A 13,872-nucleotide genomic window follows, 5' to 3' on the forward strand; every position below is an offset into this window, starting at 1 on the left:
TTCTCCTATTTTTAGCTTTTTGGATGGTTTTACTAAACCATCTTTCACATCCCAAACAACAATCTAATGGCAAAACCCCTCCGATTCTTTCTAGTTCTACTATTCATTTGCAGCTTTGATCTTTTAGCCCGACAAAAGTCCTCCCAGGAAAAAATCCAACTTCTATATGATCAAGCAACCACCAGCATAGCTGAAAACGAAGAAGGATTTCTTGTTGTTTCTATTTCTACATCTGACCTCAGCAGATTCAATAGACAGGGTTTTATACAATACAGCGATTTTGGAGCCGCAGGTGATGGGCAATCCGATGACCAATTAAATATCGTAGCAAGCCATGCTGTGGCTAATGACACGCAACTTCCTGTCATAGCAGATAAGGAAGCTACTTATTATATCGGAGGTAAGGATCGTAAAGCCATCATTCAAACGGACACGGATTTTGGTAAGGCAAAATTCATCATTGATGATAGGGATGTAATCAATCGGAATGCGCCAATTTTCGAAGTGCAATCTGCGCTAGCTCCCATCCAAGTAAATGGACTATCAAAACTCCAAAAAGGACAAGCAAAGCTGGGAATTTCACTTCCTCAAGAATGTTTGATCACAGTCAAAGACTCCACCGTGAGGCGATACATTCGCTTCGGACTCAACCCAAATAGTGGGTATCCTCAGACGGATATTTTCAAAACGGACAGACAAGGCAATATAGATCCTGCTAGCCCCATCATTTGGGACTTTGATCAAATCACTGAAATCATCGCCCTTCCGATTGATTCAAAACCCTTGAAAATCACAGGAGGCGTATTTACGACTCTGGCGAATCAGGAAGAGTCCAAATACAACTACTATAGTCGCAATCTCCTCATCCGCAGATCAAATGTCACCATAGATGGTATCCAGCACTTTATCTCGGGAGAAGGTGATCATGGTGCTCCATACAGCGGATTCATCACGATTCAAGACTGCGCAAATGTCACAGTGATCAATGGGCTATTCACAGGACATAAAACTTACAGTACGATCGGAAGAGCCGATAAACCAGTCAACATGGGATCGTATGATCTCACCGTCAACCGATCGTTGAATGTTTCTTTCATCAATTGCCGTCAAAGCAACGATATCAACGACCGTAAATTTTGGGGGATCCTAGGATCAAACTATAGCAAAAACCTACTGTATGACAACTGCACCCTTTCTAGATTTGATGCTCACATGGGTGTAGCCAATGCGACGATCCGCAATTCACATCTCGGACACATGGGGATCAATGCAATCGGAACGGGGACATTTTTGGTAGAAAACACGACGATCTCCAGCAATCGCCTGATCAATCTTCGTTCTGATTACGGTAGTACGTGGGAAGGCGAGTTTATTATCAAAGACTGCGTCTTCCGACCTAGCAATGGACAGCCCAGTCAAGCAGCTTTAATCGGAGGCTATAACTCAGGGCAGCATGATTTTGGGTATGTGTGCTATATGCCGGAAAAAATAACAATCGAAAATCTCACCATAGAAGATGCTGAACACACATCTGACTATACAGGGCCAGAATTATTTGGAAATTTCAATCCGCAAAGGAAAGATGAATCTTATGTAGAACCATTTCCCTATCAAATAACCAAAAAAGTGACCCTAAAAAACATTCAAATTGAAAGTGGGTTCAAGCTTGACCTCAGTAAAGATCAATACATGTTTCGCCAGGTGGAAATTGCAGAAAAATAGAATGAAAATTAAAGAAGCCTTGATCGGACGACCAAGGCTTCTTTAATGATGCTATTATTTTTTAAATTTTACTTTCACACTTCTATAGTAGATCACAGACTCCGGATCATGGGCCTGCAGTGCAATCGTCCCGCTGCTGAGTTTTTTCGTCCCCAAATCACCCGCTTCTCTATCTTTTGATTCGTCAAATTTATTGATGGTCTTCCCATTTACTTTCACCGTCACTTTATCTCCTTTGACGATGATATGCTCGGTGTACCATTCTCCATCTTCCACATAGACTTCTTTTACATCTTTGAAAGAATAGACACTCCCGGTTTTTCTCCAGTCTCCATGGCTTTGATTCACTTGAATTTCATAGCCGATGTTTGGCCAGCCAGTTTCTTGATATTGAGTATGGATAAAAATCCCAGAATTTGCCTTAGGCATTGTTTTGACCTCAACGATGAGTTCAAAGTCCTTGAAATCATGATCTCCGACAGGGCCATCATAAAACAAATGAGCTCTTGGTCCGGCTACTTTGATCTCGCCATCTACGACTTGGAATGAAGAAGGGCTATCGGTGGTCAACTTCCATCCGTCCAGATCTTTTCCATTGAAAAGTTCAATCCACTCACCGGATTGACCATAGGTAACAGTGGCTATCAGGGTCAGGATAAATAATGAAAATATTTTTTTCATGTTCGTGAAATTAGGTTTGAATGCGAAATTTAGGCCTTTCTCCTTTAGAAATCCTACCGCTAAAAAAAGAAAAAGGGCTTTGAATTTCTCCAAAGCCCTTTTGAGTATAGTTTATCTTGATTACAGATCGATGCCCATAAAGGACATAAATGCGATCCCCATCAAACCGGTCAATAGCATGGTAATTCCCAAGCCTTTCAGGCCATTTGGCACATGTGAATATTTCAATTTCTCACGGATAGCTGCCAAAGCAACGATGGCCAAACAGAAACCTGTACCTGAACCGAAGCCATAGACTGCAGATTCTGCAATGGTATAATCTCGCTGAGCCATGAAAAGAGATCCACCCAAGATCGCACAGTTTACAGCGATCAAAGGAAGGAAGATACCCAATGCACCATAAAGAGCCGGAGCAAACTTCTCAACCACCATCTCTACCAACTGTACCATCGCAGCGATGATCGCGATAAACATGATAAATCTCAAGAATGTCAAGTCGATACTTGCCAAATCAGCACTGATCCAAGCCAAAGCACCTTCTTTCAATACATATTCATTCAATAGCCAGTTGACAGGCACGGTCACAGTCAATACAAAGATAACTGCTGCGCCAAGTCCGATAGCTGTACTTACTTTTTTGGAAACTGCCAAGAAAGAACACATCCCAAGGAAGTAAGCGAAAATCATATTGTCGATAAAGATCGACCGAATACCTAAGTTAAATAATTCCATTTCTTCTACAGGATTAATGTTCTACATAGCCAGTTTTGGTACGCTGTACCCAGATGATCAAGCCTAGGATCACAAATGCTCCTACAGGGGAAACCATCAGGCCATTGGTAGCCAATTTAAAATCTGGACCGAAGATACCAGAGATATAGTCAAATACTGGGATTCCAAAGACAGATCCTGATCCCCACAGCTCTCTAAAGAAAGCAACGGTCAGGATGATCCAGGAATATCCAAGAGCAGATCCGAAACCATCCAATACGGAATCGTACGGCTTATTACCCAAGGCAAATGCTTCCAGACGTCCCATTACGATACAGTTGGTAATGATCAGGCCGATGAATACAGAAAGCTCCTTGTACATATCATATGCAAAAGCTCTCAATACTTCGGAAACCAGAGTTACCAAAGTCGCAACTACAGCCAGCTGCACGATGATACGCACTCGGCTAGGGATGGTATTTCTCATCAAAGAGATCACCAAGTTGGACATCACGACCACAAAAATCACAGAGATAGCCATCACAAGGGTAGGCTTCATCTGCGTGGTCACCGCCAAGGCAGAGCAGATCCCCAATACCTGGATGGTAATTGGATTGTCATCTACCAAAGGGTCAGATACTAATTTTTTCCGGCGCTTGGAAAGAAATGCCTCGGCTGGCTTCTTTTCAATTGCTTTTTCTACTGTTTCAGCACTCATATCGATTAGATTCTGTGAGTTGATTAAAATTAAAGAGCGGCTACAGCCTGATTGGATTTCTTGGATTCAATGTAGGCCTGATAGTGACCTAGATAGTCCTTCAACATATTGTTGACACCTTTTCCGGTGATGGTAGCTCCAGACATTCCGTCAATTTGATGCGGCTGGGAAGAGTAATCTTTCCCCTCACCCTTTTGCATCTCCACAGCAACCAAGTCTCCAGAGTCATCGAAGATCTCTTTGCCTACATAGCGTGCCTGCACACCTGGCTCGGTGATTCGAGCACCCAGACCAGGGGTCTCACCAGCGTGAGCCAAGGTAATACCTCCTACAGTGTTCATATCAGTATCCAAAGCGATAAAGCCCCAGATCGCATCCCATAGACCTGCTCCGTAAAGCGGGAAGATGTAAGATTCTACCTTATCAGAACTTCCTTCTGCGTGATAGATAAATACTGGATATAATCTTTCTTCAGCTGGTTTCTTATAGTTTTTTGCAATATCTACAGTTTCAGCAGTCACAGCAGCACCATTTTGCTCAGTGACTTCCTCTCCATTGATATCCACTACGACGGAAGAGATTCTGTTGGTGTAGTACTCATTGACTTCTTGAGGAGTCATAGCAGCGATTTCCTCGCCAGAGATCACAGCACCCAGAATTTGTTTTTTCTTATCCAAAGCTTCTGCTTCACGCTGCATTGGTCCCAAAACCTGAGACGTACCTGATAAAAGCAAGCCAAGAACGACGGTCAAGATGACCGAAAATGTGATAATATATGCGTTAGACTGTTGCACGTTGTAACCTCCTTGTTTTATTGGCTTTTACTACATAATAATCGATCAGAGGAGCAAATACGTTCATCAAAAGAACAGCTAGCATGATTCCCTCTGGATAGGCTGGGTTAGTCACTCGGATTACCACGGTCATCACACCGATCAAAATCCCATAGATCCATTTCCCAGTCTCAGTTTGTGCGGCAGATACCGGATCTGTAGCCATAAAGACCACACCGAAAGCTAGACCTCCCATCACCAAGTGATAATGTGCTGGCATCGCCATATATTCGTTTACAGCAAGTACGTTCATCAACATACCCATTGCGTATGCTCCGCCAAAACCACCTACGATGATCTTCCAGCTTGCCACTCCGGTATATACCAAAATCACAGCGCCGATCAAAGCCATCAAGGTAGAAGTCTCACCAATAGAGCCTGGGATCCAACCCATAAACATATTCATGAAACTAAAGTCTGCTCCTAAGCCGGCATTATGCGAGGCCAAGGCATCTACTACTGGTGTACCTTCAGCACTTGCATTATAGGCTACGCCTAGTGCAGTAGCTCCTGAGAATCCATCCACAGCAGCTTTGTCTCCCAACCAAGTCCAAACTTGATCCCCAGAGATCTGAGCAGGATAAGCAAAATAAAGGAATGCTCTCGCAGTCATAGCGACGTTGAGGATATTCATCCCTGTACCTCCAAATACTTCTTTACCGATCACTACCGCAAAGATGGTAGCCAAAGCTACTTGCCAAAGTGGCACATGCGGAGGCATCACCAAGGCGATCAGCATCCCTGAAACCAGGAACCCTTCAGAGACAGGGTGATTTCTGACCACGCAGAAAACAAACTCAGTAGCCAAACCAATGGCGTAAGAGACAATCAGGATAGGAAGTACGGAAATCAAGCCGAACAAAGCCTTGTCCAAGAAAGTAGCGCTTTCGCCTACTGCCAAGAAATGCTGCTCACCTACATTGAGGATACCGAAAAGCAATGCAGGAATCATCGCCAATACGACGGTGATCATCACACGCTTTAGATCTGCTGCATCCTTGATTTGCGCACCTTTGGATTTGGTCACCAAGTCCGGTGCGAATACGATCGTTCTATGTCCTTCATAAAGGGTATAGAACTTTTCCCATTTGCCGCCCTTTTCAAAGTTTGGCTTAATACTATCGAAGAGATTTTGTAATGCCTTCATATCTTAGCTATACATTAATAATTCGATCCCACTTCTAACCAACTCCTGCAGTTCATTCTTCGAAGGATCCACAAATTCACAAAGAGCTACGTCTTCCTCGATGATTTCATACAATCCCAACTCTTCCATTTCGTCAAAGTCTTCAGCGATGATCGCTTTGAACAAATAGGTAGGAAGGATGTCCATCGGAAGGACTTTTTCAAATACTCCGGTCACCACAAAAGGTCTTTCTTCCCCATGCGTATTGGTATCTACTTTGAACTCGCCCTTGTTGAGGAAAGAGAACAAACCAATCGCTTTGTGGAAGCTCAATTTTTTGGCGCTTGGCTTCAGCCATCCCAAAAATTCTTCCTGATCTCCCTCAGGGATCACAGTGATTTGGCTATGGTAGAATCCCAAATAGCCTTCCAAAGAGATTTTCTCACCAGTCAAGACATTGCCTGAGATCACTCTGACATGTCCAGAATTAAGATTTCCTTTGACAAAAGAGGTCACTGACGCGCCGCCTAATGTTTTCACATAGCCAGTTTTAGTCAGTTCAGAACCAGTCACTGCGACCACTTTGCTTGCATCAAATACACCATTGACTACCAACTTACCGATCTGAACCACTCCAAATGGAGAGATAGTCCATGCTAGATCTCCTTTATTGATAGGATCTAGGTGATGGATCTGCACACCGACATTACCTGCAGGATGTGGACCGGAAAATTTGTTGATCACTACTCCTTTGGCATTGGAGAAGATACCTGGTACTGACTTGGATCCATCCACATTGAGATGAACTTTGCCATCAGTCAATTTCACCAAGGCATCCAGCCCAGCTTGGAAATAGGATTCTTCACCCTGTAGGGTAAAGCCATAGTCCGGTGCAAGAGGATTGGTATCAAAAGCAGAAATGAAAATAGCTTTTGGAGTTTCCGCCGGATTGGCGACTACCCCGTAAGGTCTCTGAATCAAGTGAGGCCAAACCCCGCCAGCGGCAAGTTTTGATTTCAAAGTATCACGATCTACGGAGCTCAGGTTGATTTTACCATGATCTTCGTAGCTGATCTCTTTGTCAGCCAAGATTCTGATTTCGAGCAGTTTTCTTTTTTCTCCTCTTTTGACTTCGACGATTTCGCCGGATACTGGAGCCACATACATGACTTGGTCCATGGCTTTGTCGAACAGGATGGGAGTACCGGCCTTGACGGTATCTCCTTCATTGACAAGGACTTTTGGTCGTTGAATACCAAGAAAGTCAGTCGGCTTAATGGCGAAGGTCTGAGCGGCTGCTAGATCGGCAAACTCTTGAGCTGCCTTTCCTGCCAGATTGATGTCAAAACCTTTCTTAAGCTTCACTATTTTAGACATATCTGTTTTTGAACTATGAGCTTTTGAAAAACGCCCCAAATCTAATAAATAACCTTTTTATTTTAAGACTATCGGGAAGTTTATGTTTGATTTTCTCCGAAATGAATTTCCTCCATTTCGAATGGTTCTATTTGGGTTTAAGCCGGAAGCGTACTTGCTTCCAGAGATTCGAGGTAATTTTTGACCTGCTCCATCAACCACATCGGAGTAGAGGTCGCACCGCAAATACCTACTTTGTCACTGGAGTGAAACCATTCAGGGTTCAGTTCCGACTCACTTTCGACAAAATAACTGCGGGGATTTTCACTGAGGCAAACTTGATACAGGGCCTTGCCATTTGAGCTTTTTTTACCAGAGACAAAGACTATCACATCATTCTCCTGAGAAAACTTCTGGAGCTGCGGCTCACGATTGGATACTTGTCTACAGATGGAATCATTGGCATTGAAATCCACCGTCTCTACCGGAGCGCCTTTTGCAGCTTGGATGCGATCTTCTATTTTTTTAGAAAGCTCGTAAAAGCCTTTCGTACTTTTGGTCGTCTGGCTAAAAAGCGTCACGGGTCTGGCAAAATCAATTTTCTCCAAATCTGAATCTTCCATCACCACGATGGCCTTTTCCAAGGTCTGACCTGTGAGACCGATGACCTCGGCATGGCCTTTTTTGCCATAGATCACGATCTGGCCTTCCTCACGCTCCATCTTATCAAAGGCTGTCTTGACCCGATGCTGCAACTTAAGCACTACGGGACATGAGGCATCGATCAGTTCGATGTTATTTTCTATTGCAACTTTGTAGGTCTCAGGCGGTTCACCATGCGCACGGATTAGCACTTTGCAATCATGCAGATTTTCCAGCTCTTCCCGATCGATTACCACCAGACCTTTGGCCGCCAATCGATTGACTTCCATGTCATTGTGCACGATGTCTCCCAAGCAATACAGCTTGTCAGATTGCTCCATTTCGTCCTCGGCCATCTTGATGGCAAATTCTACTCCGAAGCAGTAACCCGAATTTTTATCAATGCTTACCTGCATAGCTTGATTCTTTTTCTATGATTTCTCTCGCCTTTTGCACGATCTGTCCCACCTGCTCTGCGAAAGTAATATGACTCGTATCGATCTCGATGGCATCAGCCACTTTGATCAGAGGTCCTTCAGATCGGGTAGAGTCGATACGATCGCGCTCAGCCAGATTTGATTTAATGTCTTCCAAAGGCACCATTTCGCCCTTTTCCAAGAGTTCGGCCTGTCTCCGCTCTGCCCGAGTGTTCAGATTTGCACTCATGAATATCTTGAGCTCTGCCTCCGGAAAAACCACCGAACCTACATCCCTGCCATCCATGACCACTCCTTTTTTCTTGGCCAATCGCTGCTGCTGAGCGACCAGATCCTTACGAACAGCCGGAACAGCTGCTATCTCAGACACCTTACTCGTCACGCGCATCGTGCGAATCTCATCATCCACATGCAAGCCATTGAGATAGGTTTCCTGTAGTTGTGATTCCGGATTGAGGTGAAAACTGATATCCAAGGTCTTCAATGCTTTTTCCACGTCATGTGGATTAGCCGGAGAAAGATAATTGTTCAAAAAATGGAGCGTCGCCGCCCGATACATGGCCCCGGTATCTATGTAGGTATAGCCTAGATCCTTTGCCACTGCTTTGGCCGTGGAGCTCTTTCCACACCCAGAATATCCATCGATAGCGATGACGATTTTATTCATTCAAAAAACCGGCTTAGTTCGTTTTTTTATTCCTGCGCAAATATAGTAGTTTTAATCTAAACCAATCTCCCAGATCAAGATGCTTCTCCCATCAGCGGCAAAAGGCATCTCGTATTTCAATTCTTTTTTAACATGCAGCTCCAAGGACAATTCGTAGATATCCCAAACAGACAAATTTATTCTGTAGAGATCGAAGTGCAAGACGGAAAAATCTCTCAAATCAGTAAGATCCCAGACAATCCCTCGCTTCCATTTTTGATGCCGGGATTTATTGATGCACATGTCCATGTGGAAAGCTCCATGTTGGTCCCCTCGGAGTTTGCCAGGCTGGCAGTATGCCATGGGACAGTGGCCACCATCTCCGATCCGCATGAGATCGCCAATGTCTGCGGTGTCAAAGGAGTCGATTACATGATCGAAAACGGAAAACAGGTTCCTTTCAAATTCTACTTCGGAGCACCTTCCTGCGTTCCTGCCACTCCATTCGAAACGGCCGGAGCAGAAGTAGATGCTCAGGATATAGAAAATCTGATGTCCCGCCCTGAAATCCACTATTTGGCTGAGATGATGAACTGGCCAGGCACAGTCAATCGTGATCCACTGGTCATGGAAAAAATCAAAATCGCTCAAAAATATGGCAAACCAATCGACGGTCATGCTCCTGGACTCAAAGGAGAACTGGCTGAGAAATATGTAAGTGCCGGTCCCAGTACCGATCATGAATGCTTCACTTATGAGGAAGCTTTGGACAAAGTCAAACTGGGAATGAAGATCGCCATCCGGGAGGGATCCGCTGCCAAAAACTTTGAGGCGCTAATTGATCTGATCGATGAATATCCAGAAATGATCATGCTCTGCTCAGACGATAAGCATCCGGATAATCTGGCCATTTCACATATCAATGAACTGGCCGCACGGGCTGTCGCAAAAGGGAAAGATGTTTTCGACGTCCTTCAAGCCGCATGCCTGACTCCTATTTCACATTATTCTTTAAAGGTCGGCCAACTGAGACCAGAGGATCCGGCCGACTTTATTCTGGCCAAGGATCTCAAAGACTTTCAGATCCTTGCTACTTATATCAATGGAGAAAAGGTAGCCGAAAATGGAACAACGCTTATCCCCTCTATCAAAAATGAGGTCATCAATAATTTTGACACAGATTTGAAAAGCCCGGAAGACTTCAAACTGGAGGCTAAGGGAAATCAAGTACGTGTGATCGAAGCGCTGGATGGACAGCTGATCACTCCCGAAATCTCTGGAGAAGTTCTAATAATCGATGGATTTGCGGAATCCAATGTAGCCAAGGACATCCTGAAAATCACCGTGGTCAACCGCTATCAGAATTCGGATCCAGCAGTTGCCTTTATCAAAAATTTCGGATTGAAAACAGGAGCCATCGCTTCCTCAGTCGGACATGACTCACATAATATCATTGCCGTAGGAGTGGATGATGAATCTATTTTCAAGGCGGTCAACTTGATCATTCAAGCCAAAGGTGGAATATCTGCTGTTTCAGGAAATCAGGAAGAAATTTTACCACTTCCTGTCGGAGGAATCATGTCTGCTTCAGATGGTTATGAAGTGGCTGACGCCTATACCCAAATAGACAAAATAGCAAAAGAAATGGGTTCCAAACTCAATTCTCCATTTATGACTTTGAGTTTTATGGCTTTGCTAGTGATCCCGGATCTGAAGCTGAGTGATAAGGGATTGTTTGATGGACAGAAGTTTGAGTTTACCGAGGTATTTAAATGAGACAACTATATCCAAAAAGAAAAAACCCTCGAAGAGCTTGAAACTCTTCGAGGGTTCGTTACATCCCGTTAAAACTCCGAAGTAAAGTGGAATTCAATATCCGGGTAATTATCTTGCACCATCTGAAGCCAGGCTTTGGACTCGGCCATAAAGACTAGCTTTCCATCCTTGTCATGAGCAATATGACGATTTTTGGAGCGGACAAACTCATCCAACTGTTTTTTATCCTTGCTGCTGATCCAGCAAGCTTTGTAGAGATTCATCGGATGAAACTCCACCGTCGCATTGTATTCGTTTTTTAGTCGGAATTGGATCACCTCAAACTGCAATTGACCTACGGTTCCGACTACCTTTCTGGATCCCATGTCGAAGGTAAATAGCTGAGCCACTCCTTCTTCCATCAACTGCTTGAGACCTTTTTCCAATTGCTTGGTTTTCATCGCATCTTTGTTGACTACCTCTCGAAAGATCTCCGGTGAGAAGCTCGGAATCCCTGTGAAGACCATCTCTTCTCCATCCGTCAGCGTATCCCCGATCTTCAGATTTCCAGTATCATAGAGACCGATGATATCCCCAGGATAAGCAGCATCAATGATTTCTTTATCCTGAGCCATAAACTGCGTCACATTGGAAAAGCGCAGGGGTTTCGGACCCAAAACATGCTTGTAAGGTTTATTTCTCTGAAATTCCCCAGAGCAAATCCTCAAGAAAGCAATTCGGTTTCGGTGGTTGGGATCCATGTTGGCGTGGATCTTAAACACAAAGCCTGAAAATTTATTTTCGCTCGGTAAGACTTCTCTTGTGTCCGTATTTCGACTTTTGGGAGCAGGAGCGATTTTGATAAAAGTATCCAACATCTCATTGACACCGAAGTTGTTCACAGCCGAACCAAAGAATACCGGAGCCACTTTGCCTTCCAGATACTCTTTTGGGTCAAACTCAGGGTAAACACCATCGATCAGCTCCACATCCTCCCGGAGTTGATCAGCCATATTTTGCCCGATCAATTTGTCCAATTCCGCATCTTCCAGATTTTCAAAGGTCGTACGGTCATCGGAAAGCTTTCTTTGAGAAGGAGTGAAAAGATTCAGCTTCTGATCGTAGAGATTGTAAACCCCCTTGAAGCTTTTTCCCATCCCAATCGGCCACGAAAGTGGTCGGCACTGAATGTTGAGTTTGGACTCCACTTCGTCTAGCAAATCATAAGGATCGCGTCCTTCCCGGTCCAATTTATTGATAAAGCAGATCACAGGCGTATTTCTCATCCGGCAGACTTCCATCAGTTTTTCAGTCTGGATCTCCACCCCTTTTACACAGTCAATGACCATAATCACCGAATCGACCGCAGTCAAAGTACGATACGTATCCTCCGCAAAATCCTGGTGACCCGGAGTATCTAGCAAGTTGATCTTAATGTCCTTGTATTCAAAGCCCATCACGGAAGTCGCCACCGAGATCCCTCTTTGCTTCTCGATTTCCATCCAGTCGGATTTGGTCGCCGTGTCGATTTTATTCGACTTGACCGCGCCGGCAGTGTTGATCGCACCTCCGAAAAGGAGCAATTTTTCCGTCAGGGTTGTTTTACCGGCATCCGGGTGGGCAATGATGGCAAATGTTCTTCTCTTATTGATTTCCTGGGTCAAACTCATAGGATGTGATTTTCAGGCTGCAAAGGTAAGGAAATTTAAGCGAAAAGGTTGGATGGGAAGGTTGGACAGTTTGAAGGTTGAAAGGTGCTAAAGTTGAAAAGTTAGACCCTACTTCATAATTCCAGGTTCGAAATTAAAAATGCCTCAACCTATCTCTGCCCCTCGTAAATCGTAATTCATCAATCCAAAATCAAGAAATAAATCCCCGTTCCTATTTCAGACTTCTCACTTCACATTTCGAACTTCCCCTAGTATTCAAGGATTCCTTCTGTCACAAACTGCTCGGCTCCTTCCAAGGTACTATGCAAGATGATCCGAAAGGTCGTTCCTCCACCCAGCTCTGAGTTTTTAACAAAGATTTTCCCGCCGTGATAGCTTTCGATGATCCGCTTGGCGAGTGTCAGGCCTAGCCCCCAGCCTCGTTGCTTTGTAGAAAAACCGGGATTGAAAACACGCCGATACATCTTTTTCTCCATGCCCTTACCTGTATCCGTGATATCCACGATCACAAACTTGTCACTATCCTGAAGCAACTCAATCGTAATGGACCCTTTGCCTTTCATTGCATCCACAGCATTTTTGCAGATATTTTCCACCACCCATTCGAGCAGGGGCTTATTCATCATTGCATCCAAATCTCTGGAGTCAGCCTTGATGCTCAAATCTACTTTGGTAGAGATTCGCGGACGAAGATAGTTGATCGTCTCCTCGATTACTTGATATAGGTTTTCTGCCTGGATGACTGGTTTACTTCCTATACTGCTAAATCGCTCTGTCACCATTCGTAGCTTGACGACATCTTTGTCCATTTCGGAAATGATCTCTTTGTTTTCTTCCCAGACTGGAGAATTTCTCAGGTAATCGATCCAAGCCATCAGTGATGCGATGGGAGTTCCGAGCTGATGGGCTGTTTCCTTGGTTAGTCCCGCCCAAACTCGATTCTGCTCGGCAATTTTGCTTTGATTGAAAAGCATATAGGCCAAAGCTCCAAAGATCAAGATCACCGCCAGCTGGATATAAGGGTAATACTTCAGATTGAGCAGCAACTCAGAATTGCGGTAATACACATGGATATCTGCCTCTTGAAGAAGGATGGGCTCATACTCTGCCTTCATCTCGATGAGTTCGAGCTCCAAGGTCTTCGATGAATCGGCAGCTGTTGCATTTTTTTTGAAAGCAATATTTCGAAACTCAATCGGAGCTCCCTGCCCATCCACCATGATGATGGGAATAGAGTAATTTTGCTGGATAATCTCCTGATTGATAAAGGTCAGATTTTCGGCGGTCGAGGCGGCATATTCCAAAGCGCTGGAAAGCAACTCAATCTGTCTCCGCTCCCGATCCCGCAATTCCTCCACCAGACTATTGGTATACCAGATCGATCCAGCACCAATAGTCAAAGAGACCAGAACCAAGAGCCATTTGACTTGTTTTCGGTTTTGATAAAAATCAATAGAGGTGAGATCTTGAAATCTGTTTTTCATGAATTGTAATACAGCTACTAGGCTATTAACTGAGCAAAGTCATAGATAGTATATCTGGCTTATAGATATTATCAGTTGGCTTTTCCGACCG

At 44.3% G+C, this 13,872-nt stretch carries 12 protein-coding genes; 2 read left to right on the forward strand and 10 right to left on the reverse strand.

Translation table 11 applies throughout. The features are described from left to right. Positions 1–66 precede the first annotated feature (66 nt). The gene (locus G460_RS0113170) at positions 67–1,722 is read left to right on the forward strand and encodes a hypothetical protein (RefSeq protein WP_026955798.1); all 1,656 of its coding nucleotides are present in this window, start codon (positions 67–69) and stop codon (positions 1,720–1,722) included. 54 nt (positions 1,723–1,776) lie between these two features. On the opposite strand, the gene G460_RS0113175 is transcribed toward G460_RS0113170, so the two are convergent. The 8 genes from G460_RS0113175 to cmk all read right to left on the reverse strand — a co-directional run bounded on the left by G460_RS0113175 (position 1,777) and on the right by cmk (position 8,893). After that, on the reverse strand, positions 1,777–2,403 hold the full coding sequence (locus tag G460_RS0113175; protein WP_026955799.1) for a 3-keto-disaccharide hydrolase: 627 nt from the start codon (positions 2,401–2,403) through the stop codon (positions 1,777–1,779). Positions 2,404–2,523: 120 nt separating this feature from the next. Beyond that, positions 2,524–3,135, reverse strand: coding sequence for an NADH:ubiquinone reductase (Na(+)-transporting) subunit E (gene nqrE / locus G460_RS0113180; protein WP_026955800.1), 612 nt, complete (start codon positions 3,133–3,135; stop codon positions 2,524–2,526). 13 nt (positions 3,136–3,148) lie between these two features. After that, on the reverse strand, positions 3,149–3,832 hold the full coding sequence (locus G460_RS0113185; protein WP_026955801.1) for an NADH:ubiquinone reductase (Na(+)-transporting) subunit D: 684 nt from the start codon (positions 3,830–3,832) through the stop codon (positions 3,149–3,151). 29 nt (positions 3,833–3,861) lie between these two features. Continuing rightward, complete coding sequence (gene nqrC, locus G460_RS0113190) at positions 3,862–4,626, reverse strand: NADH:ubiquinone reductase (Na(+)-transporting) subunit C (protein ID WP_026955802.1); 765 nt, start codon at positions 4,624–4,626, stop codon at positions 3,862–3,864. Beyond that, the gene (locus tag G460_RS0113195) at positions 4,613–5,812 is read right to left on the reverse strand and encodes an NADH:ubiquinone reductase (Na(+)-transporting) subunit B (RefSeq protein ID WP_026955803.1); all 1,200 of its coding nucleotides are present in this window, start codon (positions 5,810–5,812) and stop codon (positions 4,613–4,615) included. Before G460_RS0113195 ends, nqrC begins: the two co-directional genes overlap by 14 nt. 3 nt (positions 5,813–5,815) lie before the next feature. Beyond that, positions 5,816–7,168 (reverse strand): Na(+)-translocating NADH-quinone reductase subunit A, encoded by a 1,353-nt coding sequence (locus G460_RS0113200; RefSeq protein ID WP_026955804.1) that lies wholly within the window; start codon positions 7,166–7,168, stop codon positions 5,816–5,818. A gap of 137 nt (positions 7,169–7,305) precedes the next feature. After that, positions 7,306–8,205: a 4-hydroxy-3-methylbut-2-enyl diphosphate reductase gene (locus tag G460_RS0113205; RefSeq protein WP_026955805.1), complete on the reverse strand. Its 900-nt coding sequence runs from the start codon at positions 8,203–8,205 to the stop codon at positions 7,306–7,308. After that, positions 8,189–8,893, reverse strand: coding sequence for a (d)CMP kinase (gene cmk / locus G460_RS0113210; protein WP_026955806.1), 705 nt, complete (start codon positions 8,891–8,893; stop codon positions 8,189–8,191). The genes G460_RS0113205 and cmk overlap by 17 nt, the downstream gene beginning before the upstream one ends. A 132-nt stretch (positions 8,894–9,025) precedes the next feature. Between cmk and ade the strand changes: the two genes are divergently transcribed. Beyond that, on the forward strand, positions 9,026–10,648 hold the full coding sequence (gene ade, locus G460_RS0113220) for an adenine deaminase (protein ID WP_026955807.1): 1,623 nt from the start codon (positions 9,026–9,028) through the stop codon (positions 10,646–10,648). A 68-nt stretch (positions 10,649–10,716) separates the two neighbouring features. On the opposite strand, the gene G460_RS0113225 is transcribed toward ade, so the two are convergent. Further along, positions 10,717–12,297, reverse strand: a complete 1,581-nt coding sequence (locus G460_RS0113225) for a peptide chain release factor 3 (RefSeq protein ID WP_026955808.1) — start codon at positions 12,295–12,297, stop codon at positions 10,717–10,719. 248 nt (positions 12,298–12,545) lie between these two features. Next, a complete protein-coding gene (locus G460_RS0113230; RefSeq protein WP_026955809.1) occupies positions 12,546–13,781 on the reverse strand; it encodes a sensor histidine kinase in 1,236 nt (411 codons plus the stop codon). Positions 13,782–13,872: the final 91 nt, after the last annotated feature.

The sequence above is a fragment of the Algoriphagus vanfongensis DSM 17529 genome, assembly GCF_000429465.1.
GTDB lineage: Bacteria > Bacteroidota > Bacteroidia > Cytophagales > Cyclobacteriaceae > Algoriphagus > Algoriphagus vanfongensis.